Below are 19,914 nucleotides of genomic sequence, written 5' to 3' on the forward strand. Positions count from 1 at the left end.
ATAGCCTCATTCTCCTTGACTATGGACTAACGGAAGTTCTTCCGCAATGCTTTCTTCCACTTCAAATAATACTTTCATATAAACTTTACCATTCTCTTTCTTCTCATGCAAAATTTTTTCGCTTAAAATTTTCGTTCCTTTGCCATTTTTGGCGATAATATCGTTTCTTGCTCCTTCCAATCCTTTCGTTCTAGCCCATTCAATCGTATGCTGCTCCTCTTGTTCCCGAGTTTCCAAATCTTTCTCAGTCAGCCATCCCATGGGAAGTGTGAAGGATCTCCAGGTCAGCGGTTTATGATCACTTTCGGTATCAAATGTGGTAAAAGGCGTATTCCCGTATCCCCAGAGTTGTATCGCCCATTTTCCCAGCACAATGTAAAAACGTTCCTTGCTATCTCCAGTCATCGTATTATGTTTCTGCACAAGAGGGACTTCGACTTGATATTCACGCCACACCAGTCCGCGCACTTCCCCTTTGGCTACAATGGTCTTTGTATTCTCTTCATCTCCCAAAATACCGGATATCAGTACCTGCCCCTTCTTGACACGCATGTCCTTCTGCACGACAGGGCGCCCCTGCTCCGCGTAAATTTGAGTGATTACAGCGTCTGTTTTACTGACTAGATGTCTCGGGTTCAGCAGCGGTTCACGCTTGGGCTGTGCTGACTCCACAACCTGGATGGTGATGGTTGTCCCTTCTTTGCTCACCCCAATCCAGGTTACATCTGGCAGAGCCAGCGCGAGCTGTCTGGAGAGCTTGTCCTGGCTTTGCAGCCGAAATCCCCACTGGAAGGGGTAGATGCCTTCTTTCTTTGCTGCCGCGAGCACTTCATCCGTGGGAATCGTCACATTGCCTTTCACTTCTACATTCCAAACCATTGATGATAACGCAAACAGAGCTGCTACAAAAAATAGCATGCCGCCCAGAAAGAACTTCCTTCTTAACAAACGGGCTGCAAAAAAAGGAAATCCACTCCGGTGTGTCACCTTTACCCGGCAGCCTGTCCGTTTCAGCAAAGGACGCAGCCTGAAAAAATGCGGTAGCAGAATATTCATTTCTGCCTTGCGTCCATCATAGGCACGCAGGTCCCATACTTCCAGTCCCTGCTCTGCCACCGTATTGATTAATGCTTCAATATCCCCCCCTGTGACCGTGATTCGGACTGCTCCGCGCAGTTTGTACAGACTGGGCTGCTTCATCCGTTCCCCTCCGCTCCATTCATATGAATATCCAGAATTGTTCCTTCAACAGCCACTTCATCCGGCAAAATATTGCGAATCATCAGTTCAGTTCCTTTGATCTCCAGCTGACCCTGTGAGAGAGCCAGAACGATGCGATCCGGTGTAAAATGAATGACACCACGATGATTCTCTATATACAATTGCTTTGTGCCGATCAGGGTTAACCGTGGCATATCGTAAAGCACGTCCTGCGGCAGATCCAGAACTTCACTGGTCCATCTGCGCAGCTTGCGGCTGATCCGGGTCATTCGAAGGTCTTCCCCCTTCCTCTACAGTTCAACTTATGCGCAGATTCCTGAAATTATGAAAACTACGGAACGTGTTAGATGTGAAAATAAAAAGAGACCGAGACAGAAAAAAGCCGTCGTCTGGATTTATGCTCACCAGAGACGGCTTTTCACTTATTAATATAATATAAAGTTATAGTTTTCCTCGTGTTCCAAAGGGTTGTTTAGAGCGCGGAGAACCGAGAACCTCTGCCCACAACACACCAGTACGAATGTCTTCCCGGCGGAGCTGGGACGGTCCGGACTCGCTGGATGAAACTTCATCCCAACTGGAGTCAGACACAACCGGTGTATTTGCAGTAGAGATACGATCGAGTCGCTCTCGAATTTCACGTTGTCGTTGCTCCATCACTTTCATTTGTTCTTCGAGGGAGTTTTCCATTCCACCCAGAGAACTCTGCCCTCCAAAGTCGTCATTCACAGGACGGGCAGATGTCGTTGCTGGCTGCGAATAGGTTTGATCATATCGATCATCGTACTGATCGTCATCATACCGCTCGTCGTATCGTTCGTCATACTGCTCATCATAGCGGGGATCTGAAGGAGCCGATGACTGCTGCGGTGCGGTATTTCCCCGCGAGCGATCATTCCGGTCCGAATCACCACTCCCTCCAAACGTAGGCATCCCGTTATTTGCACGCTTTTTGTTCGGATCAGCCGATTTGGCTGCTTTTCCAAGGAAGGAAAAGAGTGCAAAAGCGATGACTGCTACAATATACAGATTGTTAAAAATCCATTCAAATAGGCCCATATGCACTCACCGCCTATCTTCCGTTTTTGGAATCACCGTGATCGTTGGAGTTTGTATTTTCACCAGGTTTTCCTAATGTGTTGCGCATTTGAGTATCTGCTTCAATGTTTTTCAGGTTCATGTAGTCCATTACACCAATTTTACCGCTACGGAGTGCTTCAGCCATAGCAAGAGGTACTTGGGATTCGGATTCAACTACACGCGCTCTCATTTCCACTACGCGCGCTTTCATCTCTTGTTCTTGGGCTACGGCCATTGCGCGGCGCTCTTCCGCTTTTGCCTGTGCAATACGTTTGTCAGCCTCTGCCTGCTCCGTTTGCAGGAAGGCACCAATGTTTTTACCTACATCCACGTCCGCGATATCAATAGACAGGATTTCAAAAGCGGTACCTGCATCCAGACCTTTGGACAATACGGTACGGGAGATCAGATCCGGATTTTCCAGGACGTCTTTATGGGAATTCGAGGAACCGTTTGTACTTACGATACCTTCACCGACACGGGCAATAATCGTCTCTTCACCCGCACCACCGACGAGGCGGTCAATATTGGCACGAACCGTAACCCGCGCTCTTACTTTAACTTCGATACCATCTTTGGCTACCGCAGAAACAATCGGCGTTTCAATAACACGTGGGTTTACACTCATCTGTACGGCTTGCAATACGTCACGACCCGCAAGGTCGATCGCAGCAGCACGTTCAAATTCGAGTGGAATGTTCGCACGTTGTGCAGCAATCAGGGCGTTGACCACTCGGTCTACGTTACCACCGGCTAGGAAGTGACTCTCCAGTTGATTCATTGTCAATTGAAGTCCAGCTTTGGTTGCTTTAATCAGTGGATTTACGATCCTGCTAGGTGTTACACGTCTTAGTCTCATCGCTACCAGCGTGATAATCCCCACGCGTACGCCCGATGCAAGGGCTGAGATCCAGAGCATAACCGGGAAAAAGCTGAAGAATACGCTCAATACGATAATCGCAACTACCGCAATAAGTAAAACCGTAATCAAGGTTGGTTCCATAGTCAAAATTCCTCCATTTGCAATTTAATTTTTGTAAGAAACATGATAAAAACAGTGTGGAACTTTGCTGCTGTGCATTGATTTACACCACTCGACTAGCAGCCTCCGTAGAATGGTTATGTACATTGCCGAAGCTTTAATCAACTCCGGCAACAGAGCGGGTTACACCGGTAATGCTTGTTGAACCACAATCCGGGTACCTTCCGCTTTGATCACAATAATTGGTGTATCAATCGGAATGAAATCTCCATCCGACACCACATCGACACGCTCTCCGTTAAGTATCGCTGTTCCCGAGGGACGAAGTGGAGTCAAACTGATGCCCTGCAAACCGATCAACTCTTTGCGTTCTGTCGCCGAAGAGTATCCTTGATCAGCAGACAGCCTGTCACTTAATATGAATCGATTCCATATGCCTCGATCCTTAAACAGAATAACAACAATTGCAATGACTACCAGCGCGGCTCCAAAAGCAATACCTAACGATATAAATGCATCACTTGTATCATAGGCGGCTCGCACGACACCAGCGACAAGCGCAATCGATCCCAAAATCCCCAGAATACCGAAGCTCGGGATAAACATCTCGAGGATCATCATGATGAGTCCGACAGTGAATAACACCCATGTCTCCGCTCCGGCAAAACCGGCAATGTAGTTCCCTGAGAAATAAAGCACAAAGCACACGATACCAACAATACCAGGCACTCCGAACCCAGGTACAATCAACTCAATGATCACACCGGCTATTCCGAGGAATAGCAATACCGTCATGACGACAGGATTGGTGAGAAATGTGGATATGTTCTCTGCAGCTGTTCTCTGAACAGTGAACACATCATCCTGACTGTAACCAAGCCAAGCTGCAGCTTCTTCCGGCGTGTTGCTGATATGGTCCGCATAGCCCACTTTCAGCGCTTCTTCGGCCGAGAGAGCAATAATTTCACCTTTTTGCTTAGTTTTATTAATCTCAGGCATCTCCACGACCATGTTAACATCCGTCATTCCGGCTGCAATTTTGCCGTCACGGCCACTTTTCTCAGCCGCTCCCTGCATCTTGCTCTTCCAGAATGCAACCAGCTTCGGATCATCAACATGTTTACCCGTGCTGTCTACCATCGCTGCCGCACCAATCATACTCCCTGGCGACATTACGATCTTATCTGCATTCAAAGCCAGAAAACTTCCGGCCGAGGCAGCATCTCCACGGACAAATGCAACGGTTTCAACTGGGCTTTCCTTAATTAATGTACCCAGTTCTTCTGCCGTGTCGACACGCCCTCCCGGCGTATTGATATCCAGAACGATCAGGCCAGCATTCATCTCTTCTGCTTCTTTGAACCCGCGTTCCATAAACTTGCCAAGTCCCTGCTCGATTGGTTTATCCACCGGAATGATATATACGGCGCCACTTTTCTCAGCTGCATGCGCTGACGGTGATCCAATCCAGACAGGAAGCAGCAGCGTCAGTAGCATCATGAGCATCAATGGCCCCGTAAGCTTCTTCCGGCGCTTTCCCTTCACAAATAGTCCCCCCTTTTCCATTAATGTTATACTGTCCAGCTTATGGTATTTATTACGTACAATGCAACATTTCGTTTCAAAATCTTAAAATTATATTTGAAACCGGAAGCAATTGCAACATTTTAAATCCATAATCATATATATTATCCATTTAAAAGCAATATTTGTGAATTTCCATGAACAAATGAACGATTACTAATTACGTTTCAAATTTCTGCTGGGAAATGAGTACCGTATCAATGATGTAAAATGGAAAAAACACCCCCTGACAAGTCAGGAGGTGTTTATTGATTTGCTTTATTGCAGAAATTGTTGAACTGCTTGATTTACCAGTTTGCCATCCGCTTTGCCTTTGACTTTCGGCATAAGGGCAGACATGACTTTCCCCATCTCGGCTTTCGAAGAAGCACCGGTTTCCTGGATGGTCTGCTGTACAATAACTTTAATTTCTTCTTCGGTAAGCTGTGCGGGAAGGTACTGACTGAGTAATTCAATTTCCGCTTTTGCATTTGCCGCGAGGTCTTCACGGCCCGCTTTGTCAAATTCTTGGAGGGCATCTTTGCGCTGTTTGATTTCACGACTCAGAATATCAAGCACTTCGTTATCATCCAAATCTCTTTTCAAATCTATTTCAAGATTCTTGATCGTCGAACGAATCAACCGAATGTTGGAGAGCTTGAACTTGTCCTTGCTCTTCATCGCTTGCTTCATATCTTCGTTCAATCGTTCGCTAAGATTCATGTAGTTAAAATCCTCCTAAAACTTTCTCTTACGAGCAGCCTCGGACTTTTTCTTGCGCTTTACGCTTGGCTTCTCATAATGCTTACGTTTCTTCACCTCAGCCAATACGCCATCTTTTGCGATGGAACGTTTAAAGCGACGAAGTGCAGCATCAATAGTCTCGTTTTTGCGAACTTTAGTTTCAGACACCAGTTTTCCCTCCCTCCGACCAGACCGTCCAAGAGCAATAACACGGTTCATCACCTTTCATTATAGGCGAAAGGTAATAAAGGTGTCAACCTTAACGTAATGATCATTTATTTTATGTGAACTTCAGCTCCATATTCATGCCTTTTATGCATATATGAATCAGTCCTGATTTAAAGTAACTTGGATCGTTTATTTGTGTGAGTCTGACAAACTTGTCAACACGCCAAGTCGGGTCCCACCAAGCAAATGATAGTGCAGATGATGAACGGTTTGTTCTCCATCCTTGCCGCAGTTATTAATCAGTCGGTAACCTGTTTCTTCCACGCCGAGACGCTTGGCCGCTTCCTGCGCAGCCAAATGAATCTCACCGATCAACGGCAAGTCTTCCGCCGTTACTTCATTCATGGAAGCAATATGTTTCTTGGGAATAACGAGTACATGGGTCGGTGCAGCGGGCTGGATGTCATGAAAGACGATGACATGGTCATTCTCCAGTACCTTATTGGAGGGAATGCTGCCCTCTACAATTTTGCAAAATAAGCAATCCATTGTTCATACCCTCCTTCGAATTAAAAATTATGTATACCCTACTATCATACCGGAACTGAAAACTCACGTCCAATTTAACCTGTTTCAATTCAATAATAATAGCAACAAAAGAACCTCTCACATCTCAGTGAAGTGCAAAGAATACACCGAAGATGTGAAAGGTTCAGTTTTCATTGGTAAATGATAATGCTTTCAAGGCCCTATTAATAATAAGGTAACAAAGATAATGCAGTCAGGCCGACCAACGGAAGGACCAGCCTGTTAAACCGTCTGCGACCGTAACCATAATAAGGGTATGGGTAGCCATAGCCCGGGAAGAATCCCCGTGCATGAGCGGGATAAGTAACTGGCATCATATTGGGTCCCCAGTTTGCGTTTGCATGATTAACCACAGCTTCATGCCCCACGGGAACAGCCAAATAAATCATGTCATCATCCACATTTTCCACAATGCCATCATAATGGGCACCGTCATGCATCTGTATACATACATAGCGATGCATGTGTTCCTTACACAGTTTCTTCGCTTCTACCTTTTCCACGTTCGATCGCCTCCCGAATCTGTTCTGCTCTTCATCACCCTTTCATCGTATTCAGATCTGGGCGAAATGACACTGTGAATGACAAGAGTTTCAAGATAAGGGCCTATTAAAAAAAGAAGCACCCCGTTGCAGTTTCCATGCGGAAGTCTGCTGTCGCGGACGTCTAACCAGGATTATTCCTGATCAGACGTCCGCCGGGGTGCTTAACATAAGTTTGTCGGCTTAACTGTAGTATAACAACAGGATGAACCTGTATCTGTGAGCTATCTCACTCAACTGTTACAACGAGTATATAAATGAGATTCAAACCAACAAAACTCAATCAATCAGGAGATTTCCCCCTCAGGAACAACCTTGTACGGCCGGTTCCTGAGGGCATCCCAATTGGGGTCATTCATTCGTATGTGTTCTGTGTTCAAGTTCCTATAATGTTTCCAATACTACGCGAGAGCCAGCTCCGGCCTCGCCCGCTGGAATAACTACAAGTTTGCGTGGCAAGCGTGCTCGCAGCTCCGGAACGTGGCTGATAATACCGACGGCAAGACGGTCATCATGCAATTTTTCTAACGATGTAATGACGGTATCCAGCAGTTCAGGGTCCAATGTGCCAAACCCTTCATCCAGGAAGAAGAATTGCAGCGGATACTGACCGCGCAGCTGAATCTGGGCAGACAGAGCCAGGGCCAGTGACAATGAGGTCAGGAACGTCTCTCCACCAGACAAGGTGGACACCGGACGTTTAACTCCACCGTTTGCATCGTCACAGATGACAAAGCCCCCGCCTGAATCCACCTCAAGTGAATAACGTTGTTTGGTCAGGAAGCGCAGACGCTGTGAAGCAGCCTGACTTACCTGCATCAGTTGTTCTTCTGCAATATACTCGACAAATGCATTACCTCTGAAAGCTGCTTGCAGTTTGCTAAGCATCTCACCTTGTCTGCTCACTTCTACCCGTTTGTTCTCCAACTCGGTCCAGCGAACGTGTCGCTGCTGCACATCTTCCAGATCCCGCTCTGCACGCGCCTTGGCTCTAAGAGCTGCTTCATCCTCTGCACGAGACAGTTTCAGTCGCTCTGAGCATGCCAACCATTGTTCCTCGGATACAACGACTCCGCCCAATTTTTGTTCCAGCTCACGCAATTGAGAAATAAGTTCACGATCACGCTCCCGATGCTGCTGAATTTCCGCGGCAAGACGCTCCGCTTCTTGGGAAGGGAGGGCTGCCTCCACAACATCATTCTCCGAATCAAATGGCGATTGTTCCATCAATTGCTTCCAGCGTTCCTGTGCCTGCTGCAAATGCTCTGCTGCCGAGGCTGCTGCTTGTTGAGCCATGACATCCTTCTTGGCCGATTCCTGTTTCAACACATCCGCTTCCTTGAAACGCTGTGCTGAATCGGCAGCAATTTTCCGTAGTCCATCCAGACGAGTCTGGGCCGCAGCAATCAAATCCTCGACCCGTTGCTCGCCAACCCATTGACGCAGACGTTCTTCCTTCTCGGCAAGCTGTTTGCTGTTGCCTTGCCATTCCGTTTGCCATTGAATCAGCTGTTTGTCCAATTCAACCAGCTTCTGCTGAAGGGACTGTACCAACTGTTCCTTTTCTTCAAGGAACGTCACGCTCTTGTTCAGCCGTTCCTTGATGTCTTCTGCGCGCGCGTCTCGCTCCTGCATCGCCTGGTGAAGGGCCATGGCCTGCTCTTGAACGATGCCGGGCAGTTCCGCGGCCCAGCGGCCGTGCAATGCGGCTGCGGCGGCCTCACTCTCGGCCAACCGGCGCTCCGCCTGTGCGAGTCCGGCTTGGCCTGCCTCCTGCGCAGCAGCCGCTTCCATGCGGCGCTGCTGCGCGCCCACAGCCGCCTGCTGCAACGCGGCGGCTTCCGCTTGCAGCGGCGCTGCGGCTGCGGCCAGCGCCCGCGCGGCTTCGCGCAGTGCGGCGGCACGCTCCGCCCAGTCCGCCGGGGAGCGCCCGTGTACGGGCGAACCGGCGGGCTCTGGCTTCGCAGCCGCAGGCGCGGCCTCGGCTGTGGCCGGGGCTTCGCCGGCCGCAGCGCCAAGCTGCGTCAGCAGGCTGCGACGTTCGTGCAGCTGCTGGCGCAGCCCAAAGCGCAGCTCCTGCAGCTCCGCGTGCAGGCTGCGCAGCAGTTCCAGGTCCGCATCGCCTGCGGGCGGACCTTCTCCCGGCGGCGCAGCCGGGAGCGGGTGGTGTGCGGAGCCGCACACCGGGCATGGCTCGCCGTCGCGCAGCTCGGCGCGCAAGGCGGAGGAGAGCCTATGCAGCTCCTGCTCACGCATGGTTCCGCGCAGCTGCTCCTCCGCCCTGGCCAGCAGGCTCTGTTCGCGGCCAATGTCCTGCTCACAGGCAAGCAAGGCCTCAAGGCCCACTGCCGCCTGTTCGATTAGATGCTGACGCTGTTCACTCAGACGGCTCTCTTCCTGGACAGCCAGCTTCAGCCGATCTGCCCCCTGTTCAGCCGACTGCTTATTGGCTTCCATCTCAGCCTTGTTCTGGCGCAATTGCTCCGCCGCAGTATCCAACCGATGCTTCAATTCCAGTGCAGCCTGCAGCTGTCTGCGTTCTTCGGACTTCACTTCATTCGGCTTCAGGCTTTCCTGTAATTCTTCCCGCCGTTTGCGGCCACGCTGCTGTAGTTCTTTTTCCTTCTCCAGCTGTTGTCCGATGACACTCTGTTCAGCCTGTCCTTTGTCCAAAAGCTGCTTAAGACGGGTACTATCCTCTCGTAGCCCATCCCGTTCCCGTTGCAACTCCTTGGCCTGTTCAAGCTGTTCCAAACGAAGCAGCAGCTTGGGTTCTTCCTCAGCCATCTGTACACGGGCCGTTTCGGCCTTCTCGGCTTCCAGTACAGACAGCCGTTCATGTTCCACCGCTTGCTGGTGAGCAATCCCGGCTGTATCCTCACGTAACTTCTGCTGTGCTGCTGCGTCACGCATCGTCTGCAATGAAGGCAGTATCGCGTCTGCCGCCCCGGCCAGTTTCAGCCGTTGTTCCCCAGCTTCGATCTGTGGTGCACGTGCTTTCAGCTTTTCGTGTTCCTCCATACGAACCTGGCGTTCATGGCTTAACTCACGGACTTTACCGAGTTGCTCGGCTTCCTTCATCGCTTCATCAAGCGTTTTGCGTGACAATTCAGACTTTTTCACAGCAGCTTGAAGAAGAAGCTCCGTTTCTGCCAACGTCTCTTTGCTGGCATTCCCAAGCCCCTGCTGCTCCGCGGCCAATGACTGATGAACCATATCATTGTCCTTCACCCGACGGCTGAGCTTGATGGCAAGCTGATCTCCATACTTCTCCAGATGGAATAAACGTTGCAGCATCTGGCGTCGTTCACTGCCTTTCAGTGACAGAAACTCAGCAAATTTCCCTTGTGGAAGCACAACGGCCCGCGTAAAATCATCCATTTTCAACCCAATGACATCTTCAACGCAGCGGTTCACGTCTGCCAGTTTATCAGCCAGCACCTGTTCCTCTCCGTTGACGGTCTCAATGAATTTGCTTATTGTGTTGCTTACCGATACCTCATTGTTTCGTTTGAAGCGTCGTTCCACCCGAAATCTTCTTGTGCCTTCCGCCGATACAAGTTCAAATGTAAAAGCAACGGACAACGAATCCTCAGCGTGGTTCATGATTCCCTGGGTACCATTAACCGCACGTTCCACTTTTCCGTACATGGCCAGCGTAATCGCGTCGAGCAAAGACGATTTCCCACTGCCTGTAGGACCAAAAATACCGAACAGTCCCGTTTCCGTCAATACAGTAAAATCAATCTCCTGAGTCTCCCGATAACTTTGCAGACCTGCGACTTTCAATAAAATCGGCTTCAATTCCCCTCGACCTCCTCACGCACGCCCGGCTCGTCCTCATCTACGAGTTCCAGGAACAGTTGAACCAGACTGTCTTCAGGTAATGCCCCACCTGTCTGACGCTGATAAAATTTGCGGAAAAGCTCATGTACCGGAAGCTCGGATCGTTGCTCCAAAAGCCCTGCGGCTGCCATCTCGGGATACACCGGACGGATATGGATGATCCCGTCATGCGACTTACGGAGCTGCTGAATTTCTTTCAGAGACATGGCGTCATCCAGCCATACTTCCATATCAATAAAAGCCTGAGGATCACGCCCTTCATCCAGCCACCGATAAACCTCAGCCAGACCGCCACGCGCCTTCCAGCGTACAAGGGGACGTCCGGAGGTCAACAGCACTTCTTCCACGTTTGCGGCGCCTCCTGGTGCCACATCAACCATGGTGACGGACTTACTCTGCCCCGCTTCGGAGAAACTGTAGGCCAGTGGAGAGCCACTATAACGAATCACACCTTCTCCTTTAACTGCCTGCGCACGATGGAGATGCCCCAGTGCTGTATATTGCGCACCTGTCGACAATGCAGAAGGGTCAACCGTATAGGCGCCCCCTACCTGAATGGGACGTTCCGAATCACTTTCCACTCCGCCCAGAACATAAATATGACTCATTGCCAAATTCACCGTATCCGGACGAAAAGAAGCAGCCAGACGCTGCATTAACATGCCAACCCGGCGACTGTATGCCTGGCGAAGCACATTCTCATCCCCATCCGTTGTCAGCAGTTCATTCAGTCGCGCTTCCGAGGGGTATGGCAATGCAGCAATCTGCGCAGTCTCTCCAGTTCTCTTCGCATGGATAGTGACTGCTTCTGAAGAAGGCATACCTACAAGTGTAATTCCCTGTCTGTTCACAAGCGGGGTTACCGAAGCCACTCGCTCCGGCTGATCATGGTTCCCGGCAATTACCACAAGTGGTCTTCCTTGTTCTGTCAGACGCGCCGCAGCCTCATAAAAAAGCTGTTCCGCCGATGCAGGCGGATTTACAGAATCATACACGTCTCCAGCCATCAATATGGCATCTGCCTGCTGCTCATCCGCGAGTCTAACAAGCTCATCCACAAAATCCTCCTGCTCTCGCAGCCGGCTCCGTCCCTCCAGCGTTTTCCCCAGATGCCAGTCCCCTGTGTGCAAAATACGCATCGTCCGTTCAACCCCTCTCTCATGCAAAATCCGATGATACAAATTCCATCTGGCCGTTTTAAAATTTCACTTTATAGTTTCACAGCATGTCCGCCATCAAAAAAGTACAGCCACTTCCGGTCGACTTTCCGACCCAGAATATCTTCAATAGCCCGGCCATACAGCTCCAGCTGAAAGCGATAGTTTTCCGTCAGTTTGTCCAGTCCACCGCGATGCTCCAACACCCGGTCTGTCTTGTAATCTAGCAAAACAAGCTCGCCATCCACCTCATACAGGCAGTCAATAATCCCCTGTACTAGCACCGTCTCATTTTCTAGTGATGCCTGCATCTTACCGTCTTCTTCCAACGTTTGCATCCCTGCATCTGGTGACAAACTATGAAGCCATTCGGCAGGAGAATGATGTGCCGGAAGTCCATAAATAAATGGAATCTCCCGTTTCACCCACTCCGCACGCAACAATTCTGTCCCAGATTCTGTATTGAAGAATTCGGCCAGTTGATCAGACTCAATAACCTCTGCCTGGTGGGGGAGCAAAATCTGGAGCTCAACTAACCGCAAAAGTGTCTGCTCAACGATTTGCGAATCAACGGGTGAACCATCTACAGGAAGATGCTGCATCAACGTATGATACACCGTTCCTCGCTCGGCTCCAGTCAACTGTTTCTCCTCCATGAATTTGGGGCGACGCAGATGCAATTTAAAGGACGAGCCTCCATCCTTCATCCCACGGTTCTCAGAATCCACGGACGCCTCAGATTGTTCTTCAACTTCCTCCATTATCTGTAACGACTGGTGGTCCTGCATGGCAAGCAATGTCTTCAGTTCGGTAACCGATGTGCTGGCAGCTACTTGAGTTGCTGCTTGATGAGGATATGTCCATGAAAGCCGTTTATCTACTTCACGAAGCAGCTGTACACCCTCTTGCTCACCTATTGTAAATACACTTTCCTCACTGATGTCTCGTAGTGTTGCATCTTGTGTATCCTCGATCATCTCTTCTTCAGTTGAGGAAGGAAACAGCTCCACAGGCTGAACGGCTTTTAGGGCAGCAATTCGATGTTTCCGCACTTCTGTCATGCCCTCTTCTTCACCAAGCGTCTGATCCACAAATATTTCCCGGGATACTTGATCAGCAGAAATGACGGAAATGCCCCAGCGTGATTCATCATCCACAAGACAGGCAGCATATGAATCAGTGCCTCCCGCAAGTTCACGCAGCAAAGCTGCGTCTGGATGTCTCATCAGGGATGGACCGATCCAGTCCAGATAACTCCGTCCGGCTGCAAGCAGATAGTCAGGCAATACCCGTTCCGGACTGTCCTTAATCTGAGACCAGCCCACTGCCTTTTTAACAACATCTTTTACCGTACCGACCAAAATCATTTTCTCTTTTGGACGGGTTAGAGCCACATAGAGCACCCGCATCTCTTCGGCAAGCAGCTCAAACTGGGCACGACGACGAATCGCCAGATTCGCCAAGGTTGGATAGGCAACCCGATTCTCACGATCTACAAACCTCGGGCCAAACCCCAGCTCCTTATGCATCAGAAACGGCGAGTTCAGATCCTGCTGATTGAACATCTTGGATATACCCCCGACAAAAACAATAGGGAATTCCAAGCCCTTACTCCGGTGAATCGTCATGATGCGTACCGCATTGTCCTGCTCACCAGAACCACTTGCTACGGTACCAAGATCTCCCCCGTTCTCACGTAGTCTGGATACATAGGTCAGGAAGCGAAACAATCCACGATTGGCCGTTGCCTCCTCATATTGCCGCGCGCGATCATACAAAGCCTTCAAATTACTTTGACGCTGCATGCCTCCCGGTAGGCCGCCAACCCAGTCCAGATAACCCGTTTCCCGGTACATGCGCCAAATGAGTTCACTCAAGCTGCCTTGTCTGGCTTCAAGTCGCCAATGTTCCAACTGACGCATAAAGCGAATTAACTTTTGTTGCAACTCTGTGCTAGTACCGTTGTCCCTATCCGCATCGTCGCTTATACGTCCACCCATACTTGCATCTATACCAGCATCCATAATCTCATCTTTACCTGCATGTACAGAGGTTTCATATATACGTTCGATAACGTCTGCTTCGGCGGATACTGCCGACTCCCGCTGCCCCTGTTCCATTTCTGACCAGACTTCGGGCCATTGCAGCTGGATTGCAGATGAATCCGGATTCGAAGCTTTCTCACCATGCTGCCCGAAAACATTCAACGAACTTGAGAATGCTCCTGTAGCTGATATAACAGCATCATAGAAAGACTGTCGCTTGTCCCCAAGGCGAATCTGAGCCAGTTCCTCTTCATCCAGTCCGACAATCGGCGAACGAAGCACGGAAGCAAGCGGTATATCCTGCCTTGGATTATCCACAATCTGCAGCAAGGACAACATCACTTCCACTTCCGTCGCCTGAAAATACCCTTTGCTTTGCTCCCCTCCGGCAGGAATACCCTGCTGTCTAAATTCCTCAATCATGAGTGGAGCCCACATCAGGGCAGAACGCAGCAAAATAACAATGTCTCCATAACGCGCAGGTCGCATGGATTTGAGGGCTTTATCATAAACGTTGAGGGCTGGTTTATCCGTATCTCCGACCATTTCACGAATACGGCGAGCCATGGCCCGAGCCTCCAGCTGAGCGGTTTCAAGCTCGGCACTCTCCAGCTCAGCAGAAGGTAACGCATCCCCATTCTCATCCGTGCTTTCCGTCAGATCAGGTCCTCCGCCTTGACGATCGATCAATATGAGTTCAGGTGTGTATGCCTCATCTCCAAGCGTCTCTGCCGGGAAAGTAGCCCCATAAGCGAGCTGAGCTCGTTCATCATAGGCAATCTCGGCTACCCCTTCATTCATGAGCTGCTTGAATAACATGTTGACCGAATGGACTACTTCTGCACGACTACGGAAGTTACGTGCAAGATCAATACGTCTTCCTGCATGCAGTGATTCTCTCTCTCCGTCCATTTCCATATCCATATCCGAATTCGCTGCGTATTGACGGTACTTGTTCAGGAACAGACCGGGTTCAGCCAGACGAAAACGGTAAATACTCTGTTTTACATCACCAACCATGAATCGGTTTCCTGGATTTTCTCTGGAAATCAGTCGGACGATATCTTCCTGCACTGTATTGGTATCCTGATATTCATCCAGCAGAACTTCATCGAAACGTGCCCGGTATTCCATTGCTGCATCCGAAGGCATGGACAGCTCAGGGGTTGAATCTTCATGGCGCAAAATATGAAGACAGTAATGCTCCAGGTCACTAAAATCGACCTGACCGCGCTCCTGCTTGGCCTGTCGGTATCGCTCTCCAAATGCACTGACGAGCTTGGATAGCTCCTGCATTAGTGGTGCCGCCTGCTCCAGCTCCTGCCAGAAAGAAAACGCACTTCTTCCAAACAATGACCCTTTCAGGTCCGTCACGGCTTTTTTCGCAGCCTCACGAAGTTCCTTGACCTGTTCTTGTAACCCCGGGTCTGTCTGGTCCTTTTTGCAAGGCTTCAGCTTGCCAAAAGCTGCTGGCTGAAACACTTCAGGCAATCTTTCCCATGGCATGACCTCAACAGCTGACAGAAGCTCTTCGACCATTGCTAAATCTTCTTTCAATGTATCTGCATAAGGTTTCGGACCTTCCGGCTGCATCGATATGCTGATCCCTTGACGCAGCAGACCAGCAGCACCACTTAGGGCAAGAGCTGCATCACGCAAAATACTCTGAACCCATGCAGAATGTCCAAGTGCCTCGACACTTTCCACCTGAAAAGCAGATGCCATCTCTGCAAGCCAATGATCCGGCCAAGAATGACTGCGTGAGAAATCATACAAACGCTGCACAAGTCGATGCATGGCATCATCGTTTCGTTCCCCACTGAACCAATCCACCAATTCGCGGAATGTACTGCCTTCGTCTTCTTCCCCATACTTTTCCTCAAACAACTGCTCCAACAATTCCTGCCGCATAATTTCGGCTTCATTTTCATTCAGAATCCGAAAAGCCGGGTTTAGCGGTATTTGCTGATAATAACGACGAATGACTTCCATACAGAATGAATGCAGTGTCGTAATCGATGCTCGCCCGAGCAATGACAGTTGTTTGCGCAGATGTTCTTCGGCAGGTTGCTCTTCAAGTGCACGTTCCAGTGCTTCCCGAATCCGCTGCTTCATCTCAGCAGCAGCAGCTTTCGTAAATGTCGCAACCAGCAAACGATCTACGCTGAATCCACGGGAAGGGTCTGCAATCTTGCGAATAATCCGTTCAACCAATACAGCCGTCTTCCCGGAACCCGCTGCAGCAGCAACCAGAATGTCTTCTCCACTCTGTGAGATGGCACTCCATTGGTCATCACTCCAGAAGCTTCCTTCCGGTTTTGGCATATTCGTCATGATGTTTCCCCTCCTTTGCCATGAGACAGCATGTCCCAGATTTGCTGTTTGCCCGGTTTGGACAACAGATTATATTCATTACCTTCGATATTTTCATCAAATTGACAGACTGGCTTGTACGGACAGAAGGTGCATGCAACCTCCTGCTGGATACGGTAAGGTTCAATCGCGACATCCCCGTCCGTAATCCGGGTGCCAATCTCACGTATATTGCTGCGAACTGAAGCAAGCAATGTATCCCATTGCTCCGGCGTAGCTACAGCAGCGCTACTATAAAAGCTGCCATCCGCCTTAAGCGCAACTGGAATAATAGCTGAGTAGCCTTTGTCCAGGGTATTGTCCATTTGAGCGATCACATCCCGATCCGCGAGCAGCAAGCCTTTCATTTTGAACCGTTTCAGCAGTTCTTGTCCTGCCTGCTCAGAAGTCATGCCGTTCGCGGATTGAAGCAACGGATTATGCACATGGAAATAGAGTGTTCCTCCAGGCATCGCCGATTCTCCAAGCCACTCCTCGGCAGCACTAAGCAGAACCTCCAAGTACGTGAGCATCTGTAATGACAGGCCATAATACACTTCATGGAGTTTGAGGTCGGTCTGGCTCGATTTGTAATCAATAACCCGCAGCAGCAGGCCGTTCTCTCCTTCGGCCACATCCACGCGGTCGATCCGCCCCACAATCTCCATCACACAGCCATTTTCCAATTCAAAACGAAGCGGTGGCAGGGGTTTACCTGGCCCAAAATCAAGCTCCAACCCAATCGGTTCAAAGCTTCCTCGTCTGGACTGTTCACCCAGAATAACCGACGCCCGGCTAACGATATCCTTCAGCTTGCGGAAGATATAACCATACCGTTTCGTGCTAAGCAAAATCTCTCCCTGCAACTGTGGTGCAATCTGCTCCACGGTGTGCTCCGCTTCCTTCCGACATTCATCCGGAGACAGACTGCCCCAACTGCGATTCTGCTCACGCAAACGCATGGCAAGCTGACTCAAGGCAGCATGGAACAATTGTCCTATATCAGGGGCTTGCAAGCGGTACAACTGGCGCTCTTTCAGTCGCAGCCCATGGGATGCAAAATGGGAGAACGCACACGCCACAAAACGCTCCATTCTGGAGACACTGGTCCTTACCTCTGTACCATATAATCTACGGCTGGTAGCCGTACGCAGAGGTAACGCCCGATTGCGATAAAAGACCGATCCAAGCAATTGTTTCAGCTGAGGTCTGCTTGTCTCCCGAGAGACATGCCAGTTATAGATCGCCCACCACATTTCAGAAATATCTTCTCCACGGCGCCATCTGCGCAACTGTCCGATGAGATAAGAGAGGCTCTGACCAGGATGAATAACATAAGACCAGTGCACCTCTTCAGCATTTGTAACCGGCGGCTGGGCAAGTAATGGCTGCTCATGCAGACCGAACATCTTCCGTACATGTCGTACAATTTCTGAGGGTAGCAATGTTTTCCCTTCATCATCTGCAACGGGATAACTCAGCCATAACTGATTGCTCGCCGCTGTCAGGGCTGTATATATCAGAAAGCGTTCATCCAACATTTGTCTTGTTGCTCCTGGCCCAAGCCCCAAACCTCTCTCCGTCAACAGCAGCCGTTCCTGCTCAGTTAATACACCATCATCTTGAGGGACAGCAGGCAGTTCACCCTCTACTGCACCCAGAATAAATACGTACTTGATACCCTGAAGACGTGTACGATCCATCGATCCAATCAACACTTGATCAAGCGCTGGAGGAACAAGTCCCAGCTTCAGTTCGGTTAATCCGGTCTCCATTAGCCCGGCAAATAAATCGATATCCAGCCGTTCGGCCCCCATCATATCAACCATCTGATCTAATAGATCAAGGACGGCACCCCACATTTGACGATGCTCTCTCGAACGTTCCGGATCACCCTGAGCCTTGGCTTCTGCAGACATCTGATCCAGCTTCCAAGGAATCTCGGCATCTTCCAGTAATCTGTAAAGCGCCGCACATTGGTCTTTAGCTGTCTTTGCCTTGCTCATTCGTTTCTCAAAAGCACCCAGTGGATCAACAATCACCGTACGGCATTTTTCCATTAAGGACAGCATTTGTTCCCGGCCCCGGCTGCGGACATCCTGATCGTTGTCTTCCAGGGACAGGCTGGGTACATACTTCCATGGCTTGCCATCTGTCCAGCGGTATCCGTGAATTCCGCAAGCTAATATATAATTTTCGAGCTGGTCCATATCTTCACGTGTAATGGAACCGCCACGTGGGAGCAGCAGATCCGTTTTCACACAGCGAAATACATCCTCATAACGCCAGCGACGGCGAACGATATCGAGTGCTGAACGAATAAATTCCGATAATGGATGATGTAGTTCATTTCTTCTCCGATCCAGAAAGACAGGCACGCCATAATCCCTGAATAGAGGCTCAGCAATGTCGGCATATGTATCCAACTGACGAACGAGCACTGCCATATCTCGATAACGCGCACCTTCATCTTGCGCCAGACGACGCATCTCACGAAGTGCTCCTTCCATCTCAGCCCGGCGGTTCTCAGCGGCGTAAAGTCGGACACCCGCATCACGCCCCTCACTCTTCCAGCGGACTCTACGATCAAAGCCAGCCTCCAAATGCGCCAGTCCAGGACTGCCTTCATATCTTGGCAAAACTTCCAGTTGAAGCACGGTTGTCTCATTAAGAACACCCAGATCCTCAGCCATGCCTTTGAGACGTGCATATGCACTCGCTGTGGGATGGAACAGCTCCAGTTCTCCTGGAAGTGCGCCGTGGTCGTAAGCACGATCCAACGTCAATGCAATTGTGACGGAAGAAGCTTGCAGCATCAATCTTCCAATGACACTCATTTCCTGCGGGGTAAATCCCTGAAATCCATCGATCCAGATCTGTGCATCTTGCAGCAGCGTGCTCTCCGGCAACCGCTCTGTTAGTTCAGTCAACGTGTCTTCATCATCGATATATAGTTGGGTTAATTCCTGTTCATAATCACGGTATATAAGAAGCAAGTCATGCAGCTTGTCTCCCAGAATCGGTGCAGAAGAGGAAGTATTCCATGCGGAAAGTCCTTCTTCCAGTGAAGTGGGGTCAAGTTCATAACGTTTAAACTCACTGTATAGATCATTCAAGTCTCCGATAAATCCCAGCTGACTGCCTGATGCTGCAAACAGCTTCAATTCTTCCTTACGACGCTGGAGCACTTTGTAGAGCAGCATTTTTTTACCTTCAGCTCCAATGGGAATACGTGCAGAACCACCTGCCTCCTGCATTACCCGATAGGCCAATCGGCGAAAACCAAGCACTTCAGCACGCATGGTACCTTTTATAGCACCTGAAGAAACCAGTGACTGTTCGGTTCGAAACGAACTCTGTTCCGGGACCAGCAGAATCAGTGGTTTACCTTGCGGTTCCTTTTGTAGCAGGGATGTGATTTCCCGGGTAATCAGCGTACTCTTGCCGCTGCCTGCCCGGCCAATAACAAAGCGTACGGACATGTTTAATCCTCCAAACCATCACGAACAGATTTTAATTCCCAGTATAACATATCTGACTTGGTTCGGAACATACGTTTGCCACTATCCGGCAATTCCAGAGATCATATGCACGAGCATAGCAAAAAGCCCGCAGCTTATGAAAAC

At 49.8% G+C, this 19,914-nt stretch carries 13 protein-coding genes; all 13 read right to left on the reverse strand.

Annotated elements, in window-relative coordinates:
* Positions 1–6 precede the first annotated feature (6 nt).
* A complete protein-coding gene (yqfD, locus tag PTQ21_RS27645; protein WP_072734503.1) occupies positions 7–1,200 on the reverse strand; it encodes a sporulation protein YqfD in 1,194 nt (397 codons plus the stop codon).
* Positions 1,197–1,490 carry a sporulation protein YqfC gene (gene yqfC, locus PTQ21_RS27650; protein WP_024628472.1) on the reverse strand — a complete coding sequence of 98 codons (294 nt, stop codon included), beginning with the start codon at positions 1,488–1,490 and terminating at the stop codon, positions 1,197–1,199. Before yqfC ends, yqfD begins: the two co-directional genes overlap by 4 nt.
* Before the next feature lie 172 nt (positions 1,491–1,662).
* Entirely contained in the window at positions 1,663–2,280 is a 618-nt protein-coding gene (locus PTQ21_RS27655) for a hypothetical protein (RefSeq protein WP_064636387.1), read from the reverse strand.
* A 13-nt stretch (positions 2,281–2,293) separates the two neighbouring features.
* Positions 2,294–3,304: a flotillin-like protein FloA gene (floA, locus tag PTQ21_RS27660; RefSeq protein WP_162493573.1), complete on the reverse strand. Its 1,011-nt coding sequence runs from the start codon at positions 3,302–3,304 to the stop codon at positions 2,294–2,296.
* Positions 3,305–3,466: 162 nt separating this feature from the next.
* Positions 3,467–4,789, reverse strand: a complete 1,323-nt coding sequence (locus tag PTQ21_RS27665) for an NfeD family protein (RefSeq protein ID WP_090810045.1) — start codon at positions 4,787–4,789, stop codon at positions 3,467–3,469.
* Between the two features lie 336 nt (positions 4,790–5,125).
* Entirely contained in the window at positions 5,126–5,569 is a 444-nt protein-coding gene (locus tag PTQ21_RS27670; RefSeq protein ID WP_053781272.1) for a GatB/YqeY domain-containing protein, read from the reverse strand.
* 15 nt (positions 5,570–5,584) lie between these two features.
* Positions 5,585–5,758 (reverse strand): 30S ribosomal protein S21, encoded by a 174-nt coding sequence (gene rpsU / locus PTQ21_RS27675; RefSeq protein WP_005547957.1) that lies wholly within the window; start codon positions 5,756–5,758, stop codon positions 5,585–5,587.
* Positions 5,759–5,947: 189 nt separating this feature from the next.
* Positions 5,948–6,307, reverse strand: coding sequence for a histidine triad nucleotide-binding protein (locus PTQ21_RS27680; protein WP_024628477.1), 360 nt, complete (start codon positions 6,305–6,307; stop codon positions 5,948–5,950).
* 203 nt (positions 6,308–6,510) lie between these two features.
* Positions 6,511–6,849: a hypothetical protein gene (locus tag PTQ21_RS27685; RefSeq protein ID WP_063567035.1), complete on the reverse strand. Its 339-nt coding sequence runs from the start codon at positions 6,847–6,849 to the stop codon at positions 6,511–6,513.
* Positions 6,850–7,272: 423 nt separating this feature from the next.
* Positions 7,273–10,692: an AAA family ATPase gene (locus tag PTQ21_RS27690; RefSeq protein WP_274567837.1), complete on the reverse strand. Its 3,420-nt coding sequence runs from the start codon at positions 10,690–10,692 to the stop codon at positions 7,273–7,275.
* On the reverse strand, positions 10,689–11,873 hold the full coding sequence (locus PTQ21_RS27695; protein ID WP_274567838.1) for an exonuclease SbcCD subunit D: 1,185 nt from the start codon (positions 11,871–11,873) through the stop codon (positions 10,689–10,691). Before PTQ21_RS27695 ends, PTQ21_RS27690 begins: the two co-directional genes overlap by 4 nt.
* A gap of 71 nt (positions 11,874–11,944) precedes the next feature.
* Positions 11,945–16,270: a helicase-exonuclease AddAB subunit AddA gene (gene addA / locus PTQ21_RS27700; protein ID WP_274567839.1), complete on the reverse strand. Its 4,326-nt coding sequence runs from the start codon at positions 16,268–16,270 to the stop codon at positions 11,945–11,947.
* Positions 16,267–19,770: a helicase-exonuclease AddAB subunit AddB gene (gene addB / locus PTQ21_RS27705; protein ID WP_274567840.1), complete on the reverse strand. Its 3,504-nt coding sequence runs from the start codon at positions 19,768–19,770 to the stop codon at positions 16,267–16,269. The genes addA and addB overlap by 4 nt, the downstream gene beginning before the upstream one ends.
* Positions 19,771–19,914: the final 144 nt, after the last annotated feature.

This window comes from Paenibacillus marchantiae (assembly GCF_028771845.1).
Lineage (GTDB): Bacteria > Bacillota > Bacilli > Paenibacillales > Paenibacillaceae > Paenibacillus > Paenibacillus marchantiae.

Coding starts and splice junctions, on each gene's coding strand:
- yqfD (WP_072734503.1), bottom strand. CDS start 1,200: ATGAAGCAGCCCAGTCTGTACAAACTGCGCGGAGCAGTCCGAATCACG.
- yqfC (WP_024628472.1), bottom strand. CDS start 1,490: ATGACCCGGATCAGCCGCAAGCTGCGCAGATGGACCAGTGAAGTTCTG.
- PTQ21_RS27655 (WP_064636387.1), bottom strand. CDS start 2,280: ATGGGCCTATTTGAATGGATTTTTAACAATCTGTATATTGTAGCAGTC.
- floA (WP_162493573.1), bottom strand. CDS start 3,304: ATGGAACCAACCTTGATTACGGTTTTACTTATTGCGGTAGTTGCGATT.
- PTQ21_RS27665 (WP_090810045.1), bottom strand. CDS start 4,789: ATGCTCATGATGCTACTGACGCTGCTGCTTCCTGTCTGGATTGGATCA.
- PTQ21_RS27670 (WP_053781272.1), bottom strand. CDS start 5,569: ATGAATCTTAGCGAACGATTGAACGAAGATATGAAGCAAGCGATGAAG.
- PTQ21_RS27680 (WP_024628477.1), bottom strand. CDS start 6,307: ATGGATTGCTTATTTTGCAAAATTGTAGAGGGCAGCATTCCCTCCAAT.
- PTQ21_RS27695 (WP_274567838.1), bottom strand. CDS start 11,873: ATGCGTATTTTGCACACAGGGGACTGGCATCTGGGGAAAACGCTGGAG.
- addA (WP_274567839.1), bottom strand. CDS start 16,270: ATGACGAATATGCCAAAACCGGAAGGAAGCTTCTGGAGTGATGACCAA.
- addB (WP_274567840.1), bottom strand. CDS start 19,770: ATGTCCGTACGCTTTGTTATTGGCCGGGCAGGCAGCGGCAAGAGTACG.